The organism is Brevundimonas diminuta 3F5N, assembly GCF_900163625.1.
Lineage (GTDB): Bacteria > Pseudomonadota > Alphaproteobacteria > Caulobacterales > Caulobacteraceae > Brevundimonas > Brevundimonas diminuta_A.
The window spans coordinates 13094-31745 of the sequence record NZ_FUIE01000042.1 but is presented as its reverse complement, the minus strand read 5'-3'; the positions used below and the strand labels follow the sequence as shown (position 1 = coordinate 31745).

The following is an 18652-nucleotide window of genomic DNA, read 5'->3' as shown; positions in this document are numbered from 1 at the left end:
CGGATGAGGGGTGTCGGCGCGACGTTCAAAGTTTGAGAGCGCACGGTTGAGTTCAAACGACAGGACGACGGCGTAACCACCCCTCATCCGAGCGCCTCCGGCGCCCACCTTCTCCCTCAAGGGGAGAAGGGTCAGCGGACGTCGAACGCCAGCATCAGGGTCTTCTGCGCCGGGTTGGCGTTGTCGTCGGACAGGATGTAGAGGCGCGTCCCTTCCGCGCGGCGCTCGGCGGCGATCCCCTCGAAATTATCGGTCAGACCGGGCAGTTTCAGCTCGACCAGAACCGGCCCCAACGCGCCCTCGGCGTCCATGCGGCGCACGCGGGCGCGCACGTCAAACGGCGGGCGCCACGACCGTTGCACCGCGAACCAGCCGTCGCCGCCGGGATCGCGCTCCAGCCCGGTCAGCCGCCAGCTGTCGGAAGGCGTCGTCGGCTCGACCACGGTGCGGCAACCGGCCGGCGAACAGTCCCAGATCCCCCCGCCTTCGCCGCCGACGCGCCAGCCGCCGGGCGCCGTCGCCAGCGCCTCCAGGCCTTCATTCAGCGGGAAGTCGGCCGTCGGATGCGGCCGCGCCTCGGGCCGGGCGTTGAGCGCATCCAGCGGGCCGTAGCTCCAGATGCGATGCTCGCGCTCGAAGCTGACCAGCACCTCGCCGTCCTCGGTCAGGGCCAGCCCTTCGGCGTCGCCCGCGACCTTGTCGGCGATCGGTTCGCCTTGGGCCGTGGTCAGTCGCCGCACCCGCAGATCGTGCAGCCCCGCCAGCTTTCCGTCCGCATCCAGCTCCAGCCGCCCGCGCACCAGGTCGCCTGAGTCCGATACGGCGATGAAGCCGCCGGCGCCCGTCAACTTCAGGTCCGACAGGCCGTGCAGGCTGGAGACCGGGGCGGCGATCAACTGCACTCCGCCCGCATAGCGCACGCCCTTGGCCAGCTTGGCGCCGCCCGGCCAGCCCAGTCCGACCTGCCGGGTCGAGCCGCCCGCAGGCGCCCAGCCGTCGGCCGTCGCCTCCGGCGTCCAGGGATGGGAGGTGACCGCCGCCCCGGCGCAGGCGGCCAGGGCGAGGGAGATCAGGGCGGCGACGTAGAGGCGGCGATTCACGCCGCGCGCTTGTGCGGGACGCGCCCGCCCTTGCTGCTGACGGTCTTCGGCTCGGCCTCGAACAGTTCCGCCAGCTTCTCGGTCATGGCGCCCGCCAACTGCTCGACGTCGACGATGGTCAGGGCGCGGCGATACCAGCGGGTCACGTCGTGGCCGATGCCGATGGCCAGCAACTCGACCGGGCTGCGCGTCTCGATCTTCTCGATCACCTGGCGCAGGTGCTTGTCCAGATAGAGGGCCGCATTGGCCGACTGGGTGGAATCGTCGACCGGCGAGCCGTCCGAGATGACCATCATGATCTGCCGCGCCTCGGGCCGGGCCAGCAGGCGGTCGTGCGCCCATTCCAGCGCCTCGCCGTCGATATTCTCCTTCAGCAGGCCTTCGCGCATCATCAGGCCCAGGTTCTTCTTGGCCCGGCGCCACGGCGCGTCGGCGCCCTTGTAGATGATGTGGCGCAGGTCGTTCAGGCGGCCCGGATTGGCGGGCTTGCCGGCGCTGATCCAGGCCTCGCGGCTCTGTCCGCCCTTCCAGGCGCGGGTGGTGAAGCCCAGGATCTCAACCTTGACGCCGCACCGCTCCAGCGTCCGCGCCAGAATGTCGGCGCAGACCGCCGCCACCATGATCGGCCGCCCGCGCATCGAGCCGGAGTTGTCGATCAGCAGGGTCACGACCGTATCGCGGAACGGGCTTTCGCTCTCCATCTTGAACGACAGGGGGCTGGTCGGGTCGGTGATGACGCGGGTCAGGCGCGCCGTGTCCAGCATCCCTTCCTCAAGGTCGAACATCCACGAGCGGTTCTGCTGGGCCAGCAGCCGCCGCTGTAGCTTGTTGGCCAGGCGCGAGACCACGCTGCCCAGCGTCGACAACTGAGCGTCCAGCAGGGCGCGCAGCCGATCCAGCTCCATCGGGTCGCACAGTTCGGCGGCGTCGATGATCTCGTCATAGGCGGTTGTGAAGGCGCGATAGACCTCGACCGCGCGGCCGTCGTCCTGGGTCTGCTGGTGGTTGGGGCGGTCGCCTTCGCTGAGTTCGGGGGCGTCTTCGCGGCCCTCGCCATCCGGTTCGCCCGGCGTGCCGTCGGGGCGGGCCTGGCGCTCGTCCTCGGCGGACTGGTCGTCGGCCGTGCCGTCCAGGGAGTCGCCGCCCTCGCCGCCGTCCTGTTCTTCCTGCTCGTCCTGATCCGCCTGGTCCTGGTCGGGCTTGTCCGCGTCGTCCTCGCCGTCCTCCTCGGGCGAGTCGCCGCCGTCGGCGTCGCCGGGATCCAGGTCCAGCGCGCGCAGCAGATCCTTCATCCGCGCGCCGAAGGCCGCCTGATTGTCGCCCAGGGCCGCCAGGGCGTCCAGTTCGGCGCCCGCCTTGGCCTCCAGTTCGGCGCGGACCCGGTCCAGCATGGTCTTGGCGCCGTCGGGCGACGGCTCGCCGGTCATCCGTTCGCGCAGCAACAGGGCGGCCGCCTCGGCCACCGGCACCTGGGCCGCCTCGGCGCGCAGGGCGCCCGACTTCTCCAGCCGGGTGACCAGGGCGGAATCGAGGTTGCGCCGCACGCCCTTCAGTTCGCGCGCGCCGACCGCTTCGACGCGGGCCTGCTCCACGGCGTCGAACACCTCGGCGGCGTTCATGTCGACGGGGCGCAGCCGCGCATCCAGCGCCGGATCATGGTTGGCCAGACGCAGCGCCAGCCGGTCGGCCTGACCGCGCAGGGTCGCGCTTTCGGGCGCGGCCGGATCGCGCGGCGGATGGGGCAGTGTCAGCACGCCCTTGGACAGCTTGGGGCCGTCGCCGCCGAAATGCACCTCCAGCTCGGCCTGTTCGGCCAGGGCTCGAGCGGCGTGCGCTAATGCGCGCTTGAAGGTCTCGACGGGGGTCTCTGCGGCGGCCATGCGCCACACATAGACCATACTGCGGCGGGGGAAAGGGGACGAGGCGTCCTAGGCCGGGGATTCCGTCGCGGCGGCCCCTGGACCCAAATGGTTCAGATTCATCTGCAGCGAATGTCTGAGTCTCGTTGGACATGCGTCCAACGAAACCGATTTCGCGCTAGCGGCGCGCGGCGCGCTCGACCGGACGCTTCACCGCCGCTTGTCGGCAGATGTCCTGCCGGACGTTGGAGCCGGTCGGTTGACCGCGATAGCATTCCTCGCGCACCTCTTCCCCAGGGCGCGGCGCCGATCGATCGCGCACCACGCCGCCCACCGGCATGGCCGCCGCCGACTGGGCGTGCACGGGGGTGGTGGACGAGCTCGACAGGAGCAGGCTGAACAGAAGGGTCGTCAACATCGGCGTCTCCTTTTTGACGAAGGCTTTGTGTCAGAACACCGCACGTCCGCCGGGGGAGCGGGGCGCGGGCCGTTCGCCCCAGCGTGAACCCTGCATGTCCCGCATCATATCGGTCGACATGCGTTCGCGTTGGCTGCTGTTCAGCGGCACCTTGCGGCAGACGCGCTGCTGAATGGTGCTGCCCATGGCGCGCTCCCAGTCGCAGACTGTCCGTGTCGGGCCGCTCGTCACCGTAGGCGGTCGCGCCGAGATGGTGCGCGAAGGCGAACTGGAGGCGCTGGGCGCGCGCGGCTCGACGACAGCGGCGTTGTCATCCTGCATCGCGACGCCGTTCAGCATGAGCAGAGCAAGGACGGGGATCAGCATGGCGAGAACTCCCTTTGGGGAATGTCAGATCACCACCATGCAGACAATCGAATGGCGTTACAACACTGTTCTCTCAACAGCTCCGCTTGAGCCTAGCGGGATTTGAGCCGCACGCGCATGACGCCGCCGGGGCCGACCTCGACGTCGAACCGGCCGGTGGCGCGGACCAGTTCGGACAGCTTGGCGTGGCCATAGGTGCGCTGGTCGAAGTCGGAGTAGGTGTTGCGCAGACGGTTGGCGACGCCGCCGATGTTGACCCAGCCGTCGCCGTCCTCGTCCATGTCGGTGATGGCGGTGGCGATCAGGGGAACGGCTTCGGCGGGCTTGCGCTCGGCCGGGGGCGCCGCGCCCGCGCCCGCCTCGGCGGCGGCCCGTCCGGTCAGGTTCTCTGTGTAGATGAAACGGGTGCAGGCCTGGCGGAAGCTCTCGGGAGTCTTGCGCTCGCCAAAGCCGTAGACGGGCACGCCCTGTTCACGAATGCGCGCCGCCAGCCGTGTGAAGTCGCTGTCCGACGACACCAGGCAGAAGCCGTCGAACCGGCCCGAATGCAGCAGGTCCATCGCGTCGATGACCAGGGCGATGTCGCCCGAATTCTTGCCCTTGGTGTTCTGGAAGTTCTGCTGCCACTGAATCGCCCAGCGCGGCAGGACGTCGATCCATCCCCGCAGCGCCGGACTGGCCGCATCGCCATAGATACGCCGCGCCGAGGCCTCGCCCAGCGCGGCGATCTCGGTGAACAGCGCCTCCGCGATCCGGGCCGAGGCGTTTTCGCCGTCGATCAGAACGGCCAGGCGCGGGGCGCGGGCGGTGGCGTTCAGGGCGTCGGTCGGCATGAGAGGAGGCCTCGTGTTCGTGGGGACGTCGTCCGAAGCGCCAGCCTCGACCTCCAGGCGGGCGCGGTCAACCGCGGCTGCTCCCGGTGATGGGACATGCTACAGCGAGCCATGACCCAAACGCCCCTGCGCCGCCTGATCGACCTGCCCGGTGTCGATGATCTGGAACTGAAAGCGCTGATGAAGCCGCGCTACGCCGATCCCGACGCCCGCGACGAATTCCCCGAGATCGACGCCCTGACTCAGGCCCTGTTCGGCCTGACCGCCGACGCGGCCGAGGCCGTCGAACGGCCCGGTGACTGGGACGACATCCATCGCCTGTCGGGCGCCGATCTGGCCGACGCCTTTGAGGCCCTGGGCTGGGATGTGACGGACAAGCGCCGCAAGCCGCTGCGCCTCATGGCGCACTACGCCCTGCCTTTGGCGCTGGCGATCCGCGGCGTCGCCGGCGAGTTGCCGTTCCACGCCGAGGCCGATCACCCGACCACGGACTGGGGCGCCGGCCTGGCCGCCGACGCCGCCCGCTTCCGCAAGCGATAGAACGAAAACGGCCGGCGGGTTCCCCCGCCGGCCGTCGTCGCTTCAGGCGTGATCGAAGAGCTTACTGAGCGGGCTTCGGCGCCTCGGCGGCGCGCACCTCGACCGGCAGGCCCAGGGCGTCCAGTTGCGGTTTGACGACCGAGGCGTCGCCGACCACCACCCAGACGAAGCGCGAGGGCTGGATGGCGGCGCGGGCGGCGGCGTCCATCTCCTGCGCCGTCAGGGCGTTGATGCGGCCCGCTAGCGTCTCGGGATAGTCGTCCGCGCGGCCGTAGAGAGCGTTGGACTGCAAGGCGCCCAGCACCTGATACGAGGTCTCATAGCTGCCCGACAGGGCGCGCGTGCGGCCCAGGACGGTGCGCTCGCGCTCCTGCGCCGTCACCCCGTCAGCGCCCAGGAAGCGGTCGTACTGGCTGACCAGGGCGGCGATCGACTCGCCGGTGCGGTCGGCCTGGACTGGAGCGTTGACGATATAGGGCGCGCGGTTCTCCAGCTGGCTGATCGTGCCGCGCACGCCGTAGGACCAGCCCTTGGTCTCGCGCAGATCGGCGTTGATGCGCGACAGGAAGTCCGTGCCCAGCACCGTATTGGCGGTGGTCAGGGTCAGGATGTCGTCGGTCCCCGACACCGGCAGCACCTGACCGCCGTAGATCAGCGACTGCGGCGACTGCGGCCGGTCGATCAGCACCACCCGCGCCGAAGTCTGGGGCAGGGCGGCGTCGAAGGCCTTGTCGCCCTTGGCCGTCGCCGGGGCGCGCCAGTTTCCGAAGGCGGCCTCCAGTTGCGGCTTCAGCTCGGCCAGCGAAAGGTCCGACACCACGAACAGCTGGGCGTTGTCCGGGCGGATCCAGCGGGCGTGTTCGGCCGCCAGGTCGTCGCGCGACAGGCCGCGGATCACCGCTTCGTCGCCCGAGCCGCCGAACGAACGGCCATAGGGGTGGCTCTCGCCGTAGATCAGCGGGGGCAGGGCGCGCCCGGCGATCGACGCCGGCTGGGTCTTCTCATTGGCCAGTGCGGCCAGGCGCGTGGCGCGCAGGCGTTCGATCTCGGCCGGAGCGAAGGCCGGATTGCGAACCACGTCGGACAGCAGGACCAGCGACGGCTGCAGATTGGTCGTCACCGCCGACAGACTGGCCACCGTGCGGTCCATCGACGAACCGACGGAGACGCTCGCGCCCAGGCGCTCCTGCGCCTCGGCCAGAGCCTTGGAATCGCGCGTCGTCGTGCCTTCCTGCATGATGTTCAGCATCAGGGTGTGGGCGCCCAGGCGGTCGGCGCGGTCGGCCGCGACCCCAGCGTCGAACTCCAGCGCCACGCGGGTCACCGGCACGGTGGTCGAGCGAGCGTAGACGATCTCGATCCCGTTCGACAGGGCGGCGCGCTCCACCGCCGGGAAGTCGACGTTGGACACCTGGCCGATGGCCGGGGCGGGGTCGCGGGCCACGCGCTGGATCGGTTCGGCCGGAACCGGCGTCGCGCCCGCCGGGGCTGCGGCGGCCTCGGCATAGGCTTCGCGCTCGCCCGGCACGACGATCTGGCTGTAGACGGGGCGGCTCAGCCACTTCTGCAGGGCGGCCTGGACCTGGGCCGGGGTCACGGCGGCGTAGGCCGCCAGCTCCTTCTTGTAGAAGTCCGGATCGTTCGAATACAGCTGGCCTTCGGCCAGGACCGAGGCCTTGCCGTTGGCGGTCTCCAGCCCCTGGATGCGCTGCGAGGCGTAGCGCGTCACCACGCGGTTGATCTCGTCCTGGGTCGGGCCGTTGGCGATCAGGTCGGCCAGCACGGCGTCCATGCGCCGGGCCACGGCGTCCGCATCGGCGCCCGGCTTGACCATGGCGGAATAGCTGAACATCCCCAGGCGCTGGAAGGTCTGGTTCGAGGCCGAGACGCTGGAGGCCGTCTGCTCGTCGCGCACCAGGACGTTATCCAGACGCGAGCTGGCCAGGCCGCCCAGCACGGAGGCGCCGACGCTCAGCGGCACGGAGTCGGGGTCGCCCAGGCCCGGCACGGCCCAGGTGCGGCTGATGCGGGTCTGGGCCACGCGGTCGTGCAGCACCTGTTCGACCGGCGCCGCCAGGGTCGGCACAGGGGCCGCCGCGGGGGTGTTGACCGGGCCGCGCGCGATGGCGCCGAAATACTTCTCGGTCAGCTCGCGGGCCTTCGCCTCGTCGATGTCGCCTGACAGGACCAGGACGGCGTTGTTCGGGCCGTAGTTCTCACGGAACCAGTCGCGCACCGTCTCCATGCTGGCCGAGTCCAGATCGGCCATCGAACCGATGGTCGAGTGGCGATAGGGGTGGCCCTCGGGGAACAGGGCTTCCAGCGTGGCGTAGTAGGTCATGCCGTAGGGCTGGTTGTCGCCCTGGCGCTTCTCGTTCTGGACGACGCCGCGCTGCAGATCCAGGACCTCCTGGCTGACCTGCCCCAGCAGATAGCCCATGCGGTCGGATTCCAGATACAGGGTGTAGTCCAGCGCCGGGGTCGGCACCGTCTGGAAATAGTTGGTGCGGTCGAACCAGGTCGTGCCGTTCAGGCTGGTCGCGCCCGCCGCATTCATCGTCTGGATGTGGCTGGAGGGCGAGTTCTCGGACCCGCCGAACATCAGATGCTCGAACAGGTGCGCAAAGCCGGTCGAACCCTTCGGCTCGTCCTTCGATCCGACATTGTACCAGACCGACACCGCCACGACGGGCGCCTTGCGGTCTTCGTGCACCAGCACGGTCAGTCCGTTGTCGAGCTGGAAGCGCTTCCACGGAATGTCCACGCGGGCGATCAACTCGGAGACCGGCGCCCCGCGCAGGGGCTCGGCCTGGGTCGTCGTCGCAGCGGAGGCGGCGGCCGCGGGCGCGGCGATAACGGGCGTGCTCACGGCCAGCAAGGCGGCGAGCGCAACGGAAGAGGCGGCAAGGCGCATGGTGATGTCGGTTCCCAACGGATCATGTTGGGTCGGACCTTAACCACGCGCGCCGTCGCTGCAACGCGACACATTGTTATATGGAGAATTCTTCATCTTCGTCGACGCGCCTGGCGTGATCCAGGCTGGGCTCCAGGCCTGCCTTCTAAGTTGCGGCAAGCTTCAGCAGCGCCCTTAGGGCGTCGCCGTCGCCGATCTCGCCCTCAAGGGCCGCATGTTCCTGGATCCAGACCGGCGTCGCCTTGCCGAGCGCGTTTCGGCCGGCGTCGGTCAAGGCAACCCGCCGTCCGCGCCGGTCTTTCTCGTCTACCGCTATGGTGACCAGGCCAGCCCGCTCCAACGGCTTCAAATTCGCGGTCACGGTTGAGCGATCCATCGCCAGCAGTTCGGCCACGGCGCCGATCGTCGGCGGTTCGGGCCTGTTCAGTCCGTTCATCAGCGAGAACTGGCCGCTGGTGATCCCATAAGGCCGAAACGCCTCGTCGAACCGTCGGGACAAGGCCCGTGCAGCGCGCTGGGCGTGCAAGCAAAGGCAATGATCTCGAATATGCAGTGTCTGAGAAAAGGCGGTCGGTGGATTTGACATGACTGAAATTATGTTGATATCAAACTTTATGTCAATGCGTGGCGGCAACGTCTAAAGCGTCCGGACAAGCTGAAGGAGCATCCCATGATCCAGGTCACGGCTTTCAAGTGGGTGCCTGATTTCGCCCAGGGTTCAGTTCGCGACATCCGTGTTCGCTGGGCGTTGGAGGAGGCGGGCCTCGGGTATGATGATCGGCTGATTGGGTTTGAAGACCAGTCAACGCCCGCATACCGATCCCTGCAGCCTTTCGGTCAGGTTCCCGCTTACAGCGACGGCAAGGTGCAGATGTTTGAGAGCGGAGCCATTGTCTTGTGGATCGCGCAGAATTCGTCAGAACTCATGCCTGATGATCTCGCTGGACATGCGCTGGTCATGACATGGCTCTTCGCCGCCATGAACAGCGTCGAACCTCTTGTCGCCGAACTGGCCGGGATCGATTTTTTCAACGCCGACAAGGCTTGGGCGAAGGAACGACGACCAGAGGTTGAGGCCGCCCTGCGCGGGCGGTTGAGCGACTTGCAGGACGCCCTGGGGGATCGGCGATGGTTCGCCAACGACCGCTTCAGTGCGGCGGACATCTTGATGGCGCACGTGCTGCGGGACCTGCGTCACACGGACATCGTCGCCAGCTTCCCTGCGCTAGCCGCCTATGTCACGCGCGCCGAGGCCCGCCCTGCGTTCAAGCGCGCGCTCGCAGATCAGTTGAGGCCATTCGGCGAGTACGAGGCGATCCAGCGGGCCGCCGTGTAGGATGAAAGCGGCCCGTCGCCGGGCTCGATCAAAGCCGGGACTGGTGGGCCTTTTCCTCAATCCTCGTCCATCTTGAGCGCGGCGATGAAGGCTTCCTGCGGGATCTCGACCTTGCCGAACTGGCGCATGCGCTTCTTGCCCGCCTTCTGCTTCTCCAGCAGCTTCTTCTTGCGGGTGGCGTCGCCGCCGTAGCACTTGCTCGTCACGTCCTTGCGCAGGGCGCGGACGGTTTCGCGGGCGATGATCTTGCCGCCGATGGCCGCCTGGATCGGGATGGTGAACATGTGCGGAGGGATCAGCTCCTTCATCTTCTCGACCATGCCGCGGCCGCGCGTTTCGGCGCGGGCGCGGTGGACCAGCATGGACAGAGCGTCGACCGGCTCGGCGTTGACCAGGATGCTCATCTTCACCAGGTCGCCGACCTTGTAGTCGGTGATCTCATAGTCGAACGAGGCGTAGCCCTTCGAGATCGACTTCAGGCGGTCGTAGAAGTCGAACACCACTTCGTTCAGCGGCAGCTCATAGACCACCAGGGCGCGGGAGCCGACGTAGGACAGCTCGATCTGGCTGCCGCGACGGTCCTGACACAGCTTGATCACGCCGCCGAGGTATTCGTCGGGGGTCAGGATGGTGGCCTTGATCCACGGCTCGCTGATCGTCTCGATCTGCATGACGTCCGGCAGGTCGGCCGGGTTGTGCAGGTCGATCTCGGTCCCGTCGCGCAGGCCGATCTTGTAGACGACCGAGGGGGCCGTCGCGATCAGGTCGAGATTGAACTCGCGGCTCAGGCGCTCCTGAATGATCTCCAGGTGCAGCAGGCCCAGGAAGCCGCAGCGGAAGCCGAAGCCCAGGGCCGCCGAGGACTCCATCTCATAGGTGAAGCTGGCGTCGTTCAGGCGCAGCTTGCCGATGGCGGCGCGCAGGTCTTCAAAGTCGGCGGCGTCGACCGGGAACAGGCCGCAGAAGACCACCGACTGCACGTCCTTGAAGCCCTTCAGCGCTTCGGCCGTGGGCTTCTTCTCGTCGGTGATGGTGTCGCCGACAGCGGCGTGGGCGACTTCCTTGATCTGGGCGGTGATGAAGCCGACCTCGCCGGGGCCGAGCTGGTCCACGGGGGTGTTCTTGGGCAGGAAGACGCCGACGCGGTCGACCAGGTGCGACGAGCCGGTCTGCATCATCTTCACGCGCATGCCGGCCTTCAGCACGCCGTCGAACACGCGCACCAGCAGCACCACCCCCAGGTAGGGGTCGTACCAGGCGTCGACCAGCATCGCCTTCAGCGGGGCGTTGATGTCGCCCTTGGGCGCGGGCAGGCGCGCGACGATGGCCTCCAGCACGTCCTCGATGCCGATGCCCGACTTGGCCGAACACATGACCGCTTCCGAGGCGTCGATGCCGATGACGTCTTCGATCTGGGCCCGCACCCGGTCCGGCTCGGCGGCGGGCAGGTCGATCTTGTTCAGGACCGGCACGATCTCGTGGTTGTTGTCGATCGCCTGATAGACGTTGGCCAGGGTCTGGGCCTCGACGCCCTGCGAGGCGTCCACCACCAAGATCGAGCCTTCACAGGCGGCCAGCGAACGCGACACCTCATAGGCGAAGTCGACGTGGCCCGGCGTGTCCATCAGGTTCAGGACATAGTCGTGCCCGTCCTTGGCCTTGTAGTTCAGGCGCACGGTCTGCGCCTTGATGGTGATGCCGCGCTCCTTTTCGATGTCCATATTGTCCAGGACCTGCTCGGACATTTCACGCGCGGTCAGGCCGCCTGTGAACTGGATCAGGCGGTCGGACAGGGTCGACTTGCCGTGGTCGATGTGGGCGACCACCGAAAAGTTGCGGATGCGTTCGATAGGGGGCGTCGTCATGGTTCGGCGCGCGTAGCACGGCCGGAGCGATTGCGCCACGGGAGCCGTTGAGTGGGGGGCTCGAACCGTCATGGCGACTTCGCCTTAAAAAAGTCACGACTTCGCCAACTTTATTCTGGGTGATCTTCTGATCAAATGACGGGATGCAGGGCGTCCTGATCGCACAGCTCTACTCCAATTGATCAGATCTTCTCCCGCAAGGTGGGTGGGGTGTGCGAATTATCGAGGAAAATCAGAGGTTCTCTTAAGGGGAACGACCCGTGTCATTCGACGATTTCGGCCTTCGGAGGTGGAGGAGCCTCCTTAATCACCTTTGATTGGAGGCAAGGAAATGCGTGCCAAACTAATGACGTCTGCTGCGGTCCTGGCTGGGGCCCTGGCTTTTGCGGGCATGGCTCAGGCTCAGTCCTCGAGCGGTCCGAACGGCCCGGTCGGCGGCAACACTTCGGCGGCCGACTCCTACAACAGCGGCGGCAACAGCACCGACGTGGACCTGGGCGTCGCGGATTCGTTCAACGACAACTCGGACAACTCCACCGATCTGGACGTGGGCATCTCGGACTCGCTGAACGACAATTCGAACAACTCCACCAACACCAACCTGGAGTTGGGCGTCTCGGAATCGTTCAACGACAACTCGGACAATTCGACGAACACTGAAGTCGGCATTTCCGACTCGTTCAACACCGATGCATCGACCAATACGGACAATTCGATCAACACCAACCTGGAGTTGGGCGTCTCTGACTCCTTCAACGACAATTCGGTGAATGACTCGGGCAACGACAACTCCACGAACATCGGCGACATCCGTGTCTCCCTCAACATGCAGGAACTCAGCGCCAACGTCAGCGATCTGAGCTTCGACATGTCGGAAGACGGCCAAGGCCCGCAAAACGCGCGGATCCGTACCGGCAACATCAACCAGAGCGGCGGCGCCTTCGCAGGCTTCGCCGGCATCCAGACGGTGAGCAACAACACCGGCATGGCGTCGGTTGGTCAGGCGGCCACGGCGATCAGCGCCAACGCCAACATCACCTTCGGCAACGGCGGCGGCAACTAGGCCTTCGTTTTTCGGCGGCCGGTTCTCCGGCCGCCGAACTTCTTTCCTGGGAGGGAACCATGCTCAGCATTCTGTCGACCCTGGCGTTGCTGGGGGCGGCCGATCCGAATTCGGCCTCTCCGCCGACGCCCCCTCCGCCTTTCATCATTATCGCTCCGGCCGTCGCCGACGCTCCAACCGCCGCCACAGGGCCGCGGTCGCTGGCGGTTGACGAGCTTGATGCGTTGCACGGCCGTCAGGGCGCGTCGTCTGTCGTTATCGCCAGCGATCAACTGCTGCAGGCGACCAACAGCGGCAACAGCGTCAACGCCAATACAGTGACGACGGGCGGCATGCGCATCGACGCCAACGCCTTCTCCGGCTTCAACGGCGTCGGCAATTTCGTCATGAACAGCGGCAACAACAATAACCTGCAAGGCGCGATCACGATCAATATCGTGACGACGGCTCCGAACCCGTGACACGCTCGTCCGCCCGGCTTCTGCTCAACCTGGGGCTGGCCGCCGTAGCGGGCCTGCCGGCCCTGTCGGCGGCTTCGGCTCAGGCCGAGATCTTGTTGAACAACGGTCCGGCCGCCGCTCGGGTGAAGGTGGTCAGCTATCGCGACCTGCCGTTCCGCACCGTGGTGCGCCAGCAGTATGACTTCAGCTGCGGGTCGGCGGCCCTGGCCACCCTTTTGCGCCATCACTACGGCCGCGATGTCGGAGAGGCTCAGGTGTTTCGCGCCATGTTCGCCGACGGCGACCAGGAGACCATTCGCCGTGTCGGCTTCTCCCTGCTGGACATGAAGCGATACCTCGACGCGCGCGGCTATCCCGCCGACGGCTTCCGGCTCAGCCTCGATGAGCTGATCGAGATGAACGCCCCGGCCATCGTGATGATCGATACGGCCGGCTACAAACACTTCGTGGTCTTCAAGGGCGATGACGCGGGCCATGTCCTGGTCGGCGACCCGGCCCTGGGACTGAAGATCTATTCGCGCGACCAGTTCACCGAGATGTGGAACGGGGTCGCTTTCGTCGTCCGTCAGCCGGCGGACACCTTCAACGACGCCGAAGAGTGGCGCGTCTGGAACCGGTCGCGACCGGGGCAGGCGCTTCAACCCATGTCCTTGGCTGAACTGACGCGGGAGTTGCCGCCGCTGTATCAAGTGACGACGCGTTTCTCCCTCGATCCTTATCTGAGGTGACGACCATGAGACGCGCGCGTTCAAGCATTCTGCTCGTCATGACCTGTCTGGCGCCGGTCAGTCTCGCGGCGCCGGTCTCGGCCGAATCTATCGCTTTTGCGGCCGAGCTTGTCGGCGACGCCTCGCTGGAGCCCTTCGCGATCCCGCCGCCGCAAGCCTCGGCGCCGGCCGCGCCGCCTGACGCGGTCATGAGCGGGCCTCAGGTCATGACCGACGCGGACATGTCAGAGGCGCGAGGCGGCTTCATGACGGCGGGCGGCTTCACCTTCGGCTTCGGCGTCGTGGTCCGTTCCTATGTGAACGATCAGCTGGCCCTGCAGACGCAACTGACCTGGACGCCGACCGGCCCTGTAAGCCAGCAGGTGCAGCACAATGTTCCCGGCGTGGCCGATCTGGCGGGCGCCATGGCCAGCCTGGTGGCGGGCGGCATCGACCTTCGCGGCTTGAACAACACCGGCGGGGTGGCGGTGGTGGACGGCTCGGGCGCGACGGCGATCCTGCACAACATCACGACCAGCCAGTTGCAGAACCTGATCATCAACAACGCCGATAATCGCAACATCCGTCAGGACATGGAGCTGAACCTGGTCCTGCCCGACCTGGCGACGATTCAGACCAACAGCCAGATGCACAACTACGGATCGAACATCGCCCGCGACATCGACTGGGCCGGACTCAGGAGCCTGGGCGGCTTCTAGGCCGCAGCGTTGGAGTCTCCCTCCCTCCCTCTTAGGGGCCGCCGTCGGGCGGCCCCTTCTTCATGTCAGAAGATGATCGGCAGGCGCAGGATGAAGCGCATGTCCGGCGCATCCTCGGTCACGCCGAACTCGAAATTGCCGTTCAGGCTGTAGCGGTCGTTCAGCAGGTAGGACATGCCGAACTGCAAGGCGCCGACCTGTAGTTCGTCAGACTCTTCGGTGATGTCGTTCAACTCGCTCTTCGTCGGCCGGATATAGTTGTGCTTATAGCCCAGCGAGAAGGAGAAGCGCGGGTTCAGCGAGAAGCCGAAACCGATCGACAGGCCGATGGCGTCGCCCGGATCGACCTCGCCGATGCGGATCTCGCCCTCGGTCTTGTTGATGTCGCGCGGCAGGTGGGCGAAGTAGCTAAGGCTGCCGAAGATCACTGCCGGATCGCTGGGATACAGGAAGCTGACGCTGGGCTCGACGCCCCAGAAGCCCGATCCGGTCGCCAGGCGCGTGGCGACTCCGAACTCGTCGCGATCAATGTCGAAGGGCCCTTCGCCTGTGTCGCTCTTGACCCTCAAGCCGGCGATGAAGATGGGGCGGCCGCGCTCGCCGCCGTTGATTTGATAGCGGACGGCCGCTTCGACGTCGCCGACGCCGTCGCCGCTCAGGTCGATGGTGCGCGTCACCGCCTCGTCGCGCTGCTGCACGGTGGTGATGGTGTCGTTGCGCCAGACATAGGGCACACGCAGCTCCGCCTCCATGCGCGACCCGGTGCCGTATTTCCCGGCCACGGTGACGACGCCGGTGTCGCGATCGGCCTCATTGGCCTCGATCACCCCGATCTGCACGCCGGGCACGATCTCGATGCCCCGGAACACCAGGCGGTTGGCGCTGGAGCGCGTGTATTCGGTCGAGACGTCCAGGGTGAACTTGCCGGGCTGGCTCAACACGGCGATGCCTTCGGGAATGGCGGCCAGCTGCTCGCGTCGCACCTCGGGAGAGGGCGGCGGCGGGGCTTCGGTCGGCGGCAGGGTCGGTTGGGCCGGACCATTGGGCGCGATGGAGCTGGCGACCTGCTGGCCGGCGCGCAACTGGTTCAGTGTGCGATCCGCAAAGACCGCTCGGCCCGAGGCGTCGGTCTGCACCTGCCAGCGCGGATCGACGGACGGCGGCGCCATGGCCGCGCGCTCGCTCAGCAAGGCCTCCTGCGCCTCGATCCGGCGTTGCTGCTCGATGACCAGGGCTTCCAGCCGCGCGACCCGCGCCGCCAGCTCCTCGTCCTGGGCCAGGGCGGCGCCGGGGGCCAGCAGGGCCGCCATCGCGACCGAGGCGCCGATCAGCCGCAGCGCGGATCCGGCCCTACGCGGCGGTCGACCGGGCGAGAGAGGCGGGCGGGGCCGAGAGGGTTGTCGGTGGGGGCTCATGACGCTCGCTCTCTCTTTTCGTTCTGGTTTCAGTGAAGGGCGTGGTCGTCGACGCCATAATCGCTGGCGGCGCGCAGATAGGCCTCGTCCAGAAGGGTGACCCAGCCGCTCTGCATGGCGATCAGCCGCCCACGCCGCATCTGGCCCAAGGTGCGGCTGACATGGACCAGGCTCAGGCCCAGGGCGTCCGCCAGGGTCTCCTGGGTCAGCGGCAGGTGCAGGCGGTCGCTGGTGCACAGACCGGCGCGTTGCAGTCGGTCGCGCAACTCCAGCAGCAGATGAGCCAGGCGCGCCTGGGCGGACTGTCGTCCTAGTCGCACCACATGGTTCAGCAGGCAGGTTTCCTCGTATCGACGCGATGTCGCCAGGGCGCGGCGCAGCCGGTCGTGGCGCGGGTCTTGAAGCGCCAGGATTTCACGCAGCATCAGGGCGTCGACATATTCGACCCGCGTCAGGGCGATGATGGTCGTCTCGTCCAGCGGGCGCGGATCAAGGCTCAGCCCCACCGAGTCTCCGGGCAGCAGGAAGCCGAAGATCTGGCGCTGGCCGTCGGCCAGGATGCGCTGGCGACACGCCCATCCGCTCAGGATCAAGCGCGGCGAGGCGGCCCGGCCGTCGGGATCGAAGGACTGGCCTGCGGGCACGGCCTCCTGAAACACACACAACCGGCGAACCAGGGCGCGTTCTTCATCGCTCAATCGGGTGATGGAGGCGAGGTTGCGCAGGGCGGCCAGATCGGCCGGCGCAGATACGGAACGGCGCACGCTCACCGCGCGCGTCACCATGCCCTTGCGGGCAGGCGCGACCCACCACCTCCGGCGGTCCGGCTTCGGTTCCTCTCCCACACCATCTCAGGCGTTCCTCCAGGACAAGAAACGGCCACAATGCGACGGTCGTTCCTGCCAAGGCGCAGAAACGTTGATTTTATATTAACTTGGCCGTGGAGGCCGCCGATCGCACGAAGGCTGCGGCGTCGTTCAGGTAGAACGGACGACGGACCTTACGGTCGGTCTGTCTTCTCATCATGATGTGAGGAAAGATGGCGCACCCGAAGAGATTCGAACTCCTGACCCCCAGATTCGTAGTCTGGTGCTCTATCCAGCTGAGCTACGGGTGCGCACTGCCTTGCGGGCAGGGCCGGGTATCTAGCGGGTCGCCTTCGGGCTGGCAAGCAGGTTTTCTCAGAAAATCTTGAGAAAATGCGGGGTTGGCCTCGGAGGCCTGCGGGCCTAGGCATAAAGCCTCCCTGTAATGTCCCGGAGTGCTTGAGTGCGCGCCTTTTCCTTCTCCCATCTGCGTCCTGCGCGCAGGATTTCCTCTCTCACAGCCGGGACGGCGCTTGCGGCCCTGTTGCTGACGGGATGCGCGACGACGGCGGAAGGGACACAGGCTGAGGCGGCGCCGGTTTCGGCGGAGGCGTCGATCGCGGCGCAGGTGTCCGCAGCCAAGGGACCGTTCGTGTCGGCGGCCAATCCCCTGGCGGTCGAGGCGGGGATGAAGGTGCTGGCGCGTGGCGGTTCGGCCGTGGACGCGGCGGTGGCGATCCAGGCGGTGCTGGGCCTGACCGAGCCGCAGTCTTCGGGTCTGGGCGGCGGCGCCTTCATGATGTTCTATGAGGCCGAAAGCGGCGTCGTCACCGTCTATGACGGGCGCGAGACCGCGCCGGCCGCCGCCACGCCTGAGCTCTTCTATGAGAACGGCAAGCCTCTGGCGTTCGGGGATGCGGTGCTGAGCGGACGCTCGACCGGGGCGCCCGGCGTGGTGCCCATGCTGGCCCTGGCCCAGAAGCAACACGGCGCCCTGGCCTGGTCCGAGCTGTTCGGCGACGCTGAGAAACTGGCGCAGGACGGCTTCGTCGTCAGCCCGCGTCTGGCGGGCATGATCAACGGCTACGCGCCTCAGGCGAAGACCCGCTGGGCGACCGAATATTTCACCAAGCCGGACGGCGCGCGCTATCAGGCGGGCGAGACCCTGCGGAACCCGGCCTATGCTGAGACGGTGCGCCGCATCGCCCGCGAAGGCGCGGCCGCATTGCAGCAGGGCCCGCTGGCCGAGGCCATCGTCGCGGCGGTGAACGAGGGGCCGCGTCCCGGCGCCCTGACGACCGCCGACATCGCCGGCTATCGCCCCGTGGTGCGCGAGGCCGTGTGCGGTCCCTATAAGATCTACACCATCTGCGTGCCGCCGCCGCCGTCCAGCGGGGCTTCGATCCTGGAGCTGCTGGCCATGGCCGAGCAGACGCCGGACATCGACAAGGGGCCGAACAGCCCCGAGGCCTGGGCCGCCTTCGGCCAGTTGCAACGGCTGATGTACGCCGACCGCGACCGCTACTTCGGCGATCCGGCGTTCGTCTCCGTGCCGGTCGCGGGCCTGCTGGACCCGGTCTATGTCGCCGAGCGCGCGGCCCTGGCGCCGGCCTTGCGCGGCGCGGCGCCCTATGGCGTGCCGGCGGGGGCGCCGAACGTCGGCGCGGACGCCACGCGCGAACCGGCGGGCACCTCGCACCTGGTCGTGGTGGACGCCAAGGGCGACGCCGTCAGCATGACCACCACGGTCGAGAGCTTGTTCGGCTCGGGCCGGATGGCGGGCGGCTTCTTCCTGAACAATCAGCTGACCGATTTCTCCCTGGTCCCGACGGCGACGGACGGCACGCCGGCGGCCAACGCCGTGGCGGCGGGCAAGCGTCCGCGCTCGTCCATGTCGCCGGCCCTGATCCTGGATCGCGAAGGGCGTCTGGTCGGTCTGCTGGGCTCGCCGGGCGGTTCGTCCATCCTGGCCTATAACGCCAAGGCCCTGATCGGCGCCCTGGCCTGGGGCCTGCCGCTGCAACAGGCGTTCGACCTGCCGAACCTGGTGGCCAAGGGCGACGGCTTCGGCGCCGACACAGAGGGCTTCCCCGACGCGGTGCGCGAAGGCATGGCGGCGCGGGGCGTCGAGCTGCGGCCCAATACGACCGAAACCTCGGGCCTGCATGGCGGCCTGTGGCGGAACGGGCGCTGGGATGGGGCGGCCGACAGCCGCCGCGAGGGCGTGGCGCGGACGCAGTAAAGGCTGCG

At 67.5% G+C, this 18652-nt stretch carries 17 protein-coding genes and 1 tRNA gene; 7 read left to right on the top strand and 11 right to left on the bottom strand.

Going from position 1 to position 18652, the window contains the following annotated elements:
• Nucleotides 1-131 precede the first annotated feature (131 nt).
• The 5 genes from FM111_RS08020 to FM111_RS08000 form a co-directional block, all read right to left on the bottom strand.
• Nucleotides 132-1100, bottom strand: coding sequence for an esterase-like activity of phytase family protein (locus tag FM111_RS08020; RefSeq protein ID WP_087140439.1), 969 nt, complete (start codon nucleotides 1098-1100; stop codon nucleotides 132-134).
• On the bottom strand, nucleotides 1097-2980 hold the full coding sequence (cobT, locus tag FM111_RS08015; RefSeq protein WP_087140444.1) for a cobaltochelatase subunit CobT: 1884 nt from the start codon (nucleotides 2978-2980) through the stop codon (nucleotides 1097-1099). The genes FM111_RS08020 and cobT overlap by 4 nt, the downstream gene beginning before the upstream one ends.
• Before the next feature lie 157 nt (nucleotides 2981-3137).
• Nucleotides 3138-3377 carry a hypothetical protein gene (locus tag FM111_RS08010; RefSeq protein WP_087140438.1) on the bottom strand — a complete coding sequence of 80 codons (240 nt, stop codon included), beginning with the start codon at nucleotides 3375-3377 and terminating at the stop codon, nucleotides 3138-3140.
• A gap of 30 nt (nucleotides 3378-3407) precedes the next feature.
• Nucleotides 3408-3743: a hypothetical protein gene (locus FM111_RS08005; RefSeq protein WP_087140437.1), complete on the bottom strand. Its 336-nt coding sequence runs from the start codon at nucleotides 3741-3743 to the stop codon at nucleotides 3408-3410.
• Nucleotides 3744-3835: 92 nt separating this feature from the next.
• Entirely contained in the window at nucleotides 3836-4576 is a 741-nt protein-coding gene (locus FM111_RS08000) for an NYN domain-containing protein (RefSeq protein ID WP_087140436.1), read from the bottom strand.
• Between the two features lie 111 nt (nucleotides 4577-4687).
• Here FM111_RS08000 and FM111_RS07995 point away from each other — a divergent pair, with 111 nt between their 5' ends.
• Nucleotides 4688-5116 (top strand): hypothetical protein, encoded by a 429-nt coding sequence (locus FM111_RS07995; RefSeq protein ID WP_087140435.1) that lies wholly within the window; start codon nucleotides 4688-4690, stop codon nucleotides 5114-5116.
• Nucleotides 5117-5177: 61 nt separating this feature from the next.
• Here FM111_RS07995 and FM111_RS07990 read toward each other — a convergent pair whose 3' ends face one another.
• Nucleotides 5178-8030, bottom strand: coding sequence for a M16 family metallopeptidase (locus FM111_RS07990; protein ID WP_087140443.1), 2853 nt, complete (start codon nucleotides 8028-8030; stop codon nucleotides 5178-5180).
• Between the two features lie 145 nt (nucleotides 8031-8175).
• Nucleotides 8176-8529, bottom strand: coding sequence for a MarR family winged helix-turn-helix transcriptional regulator (locus tag FM111_RS07985; protein ID WP_256968155.1), 354 nt, complete (start codon nucleotides 8527-8529; stop codon nucleotides 8176-8178).
• A gap of 171 nt (nucleotides 8530-8700) precedes the next feature.
• On the opposite strand from FM111_RS07985, the gene FM111_RS07980 reads away from it, so the two are divergent.
• Nucleotides 8701-9366, top strand: coding sequence for a glutathione S-transferase family protein (locus FM111_RS07980; RefSeq protein WP_087140433.1), 666 nt, complete (start codon nucleotides 8701-8703; stop codon nucleotides 9364-9366).
• A gap of 56 nt (nucleotides 9367-9422) precedes the next feature.
• On the opposite strand, the gene lepA is transcribed toward FM111_RS07980, so the two are convergent.
• Nucleotides 9423-11231, bottom strand: coding sequence for a translation elongation factor 4 (lepA, locus tag FM111_RS07975; protein WP_087140432.1), 1809 nt, complete (start codon nucleotides 11229-11231; stop codon nucleotides 9423-9425).
• 331 nt (nucleotides 11232-11562) lie between these two features.
• Between lepA and FM111_RS07970 the strand changes: the two genes are divergently transcribed.
• The 4 genes from FM111_RS07970 to FM111_RS07955 are packed head-to-tail and all read left to right on the top strand — an operon-like array spanning nucleotide 11563 to nucleotide 14181.
• The gene (locus tag FM111_RS07970) at nucleotides 11563-12294 is read left to right on the top strand and encodes a hypothetical protein (protein WP_143276066.1); all 732 of its coding nucleotides are present in this window, start codon (nucleotides 11563-11565) and stop codon (nucleotides 12292-12294) included.
• Nucleotides 12295-12353: 59 nt separating this feature from the next.
• Entirely contained in the window at nucleotides 12354-12755 is a 402-nt protein-coding gene (locus tag FM111_RS07965) for a hypothetical protein (RefSeq protein ID WP_087140430.1), read from the top strand.
• Entirely contained in the window at nucleotides 12752-13483 is a 732-nt protein-coding gene (locus tag FM111_RS07960) for a C39 family peptidase (RefSeq protein ID WP_218779188.1), read from the top strand. The genes FM111_RS07965 and FM111_RS07960 overlap by 4 nt, the downstream gene beginning before the upstream one ends.
• A 5-nt stretch (nucleotides 13484-13488) precedes the next feature.
• Nucleotides 13489-14181: a hypothetical protein gene (locus FM111_RS07955; RefSeq protein WP_143276065.1), complete on the top strand. Its 693-nt coding sequence runs from the start codon at nucleotides 13489-13491 to the stop codon at nucleotides 14179-14181.
• Nucleotides 14182-14246: 65 nt separating this feature from the next.
• Here FM111_RS07955 and FM111_RS07950 read toward each other — a convergent pair whose 3' ends face one another.
• The 3 genes from FM111_RS07950 to FM111_RS07940 all read right to left on the bottom strand — a co-directional run bounded on the left by FM111_RS07950 (nucleotide 14247) and on the right by FM111_RS07940 (nucleotide 16713).
• The gene (locus FM111_RS07950) at nucleotides 14247-15491 is read right to left on the bottom strand and encodes a transporter (RefSeq protein ID WP_256968153.1); all 1245 of its coding nucleotides are present in this window, start codon (nucleotides 15489-15491) and stop codon (nucleotides 14247-14249) included.
• Nucleotides 15492-15625: 134 nt separating this feature from the next.
• Nucleotides 15626-16360 carry a Crp/Fnr family transcriptional regulator gene (locus FM111_RS07945; RefSeq protein ID WP_179205054.1) on the bottom strand — a complete coding sequence of 245 codons (735 nt, stop codon included), beginning with the start codon at nucleotides 16358-16360 and terminating at the stop codon, nucleotides 15626-15628.
• Nucleotides 16361-16636: 276 nt separating this feature from the next.
• A tRNA-Arg gene (locus FM111_RS07940) sits at nucleotides 16637-16713 on the bottom strand.
• Between the two features lie 194 nt (nucleotides 16714-16907).
• Between FM111_RS07940 and FM111_RS07935 the strand changes: the two genes are divergently transcribed.
• On the top strand, nucleotides 16908-18644 hold the full coding sequence (locus FM111_RS07935; protein WP_087140440.1) for a gamma-glutamyltransferase family protein: 1737 nt from the start codon (nucleotides 16908-16910) through the stop codon (nucleotides 18642-18644).
• Nucleotides 18645-18652: the final 8 nt, after the last annotated feature.

Bases quoted from the DNA above. Each gene is read 5' to 3' on its own strand.
- FM111_RS08010 (WP_087140438.1), bottom strand. From the start codon at position 3,377: ATGTTGACGACCCTTCTGTTCAGCCTGCTCCTGTCGAGCTCGTCCACC.
- FM111_RS07965 (WP_087140430.1), top strand. From the start codon at position 12,354: ATGCTCAGCATTCTGTCGACCCTGGCGTTGCTGGGGGCGGCCGATCCG.
- FM111_RS07980 (WP_087140433.1), top strand. From the start codon at position 8,701: ATGATCCAGGTCACGGCTTTCAAGTGGGTGCCTGATTTCGCCCAGGGT.
- FM111_RS07995 (WP_087140435.1), top strand. From the start codon at position 4,688: ATGACCCAAACGCCCCTGCGCCGCCTGATCGACCTGCCCGGTGTCGAT.
- FM111_RS07990 (WP_087140443.1), bottom strand. From the start codon at position 8,030: ATGCGCCTTGCCGCCTCTTCCGTTGCGCTCGCCGCCTTGCTGGCCGTG.
- cobT (WP_087140444.1), bottom strand. From the start codon at position 2,980: ATGGCCGCCGCAGAGACCCCCGTCGAGACCTTCAAGCGCGCATTAGCG.
- FM111_RS07950 (WP_256968153.1), bottom strand. From the start codon at position 15,491: ATGGCGGCCCTGCTGGCCCCCGGCGCCGCCCTGGCCCAGGACGAGGAG.
- FM111_RS07970 (WP_143276066.1), top strand. From the start codon at position 11,563: ATGCGTGCCAAACTAATGACGTCTGCTGCGGTCCTGGCTGGGGCCCTG.
- FM111_RS07955 (WP_143276065.1), top strand. From the start codon at position 13,489: ATGAGACGCGCGCGTTCAAGCATTCTGCTCGTCATGACCTGTCTGGCG.
- lepA (WP_087140432.1), bottom strand. From the start codon at position 11,231: ATGACGACGCCCCCTATCGAACGCATCCGCAACTTTTCGGTGGTCGCC.
- FM111_RS08005 (WP_087140437.1), bottom strand. From the start codon at position 3,743: ATGCTGATCCCCGTCCTTGCTCTGCTCATGCTGAACGGCGTCGCGATG.
- FM111_RS08000 (WP_087140436.1), bottom strand. From the start codon at position 4,576: ATGCCGACCGACGCCCTGAACGCCACCGCCCGCGCCCCGCGCCTGGCC.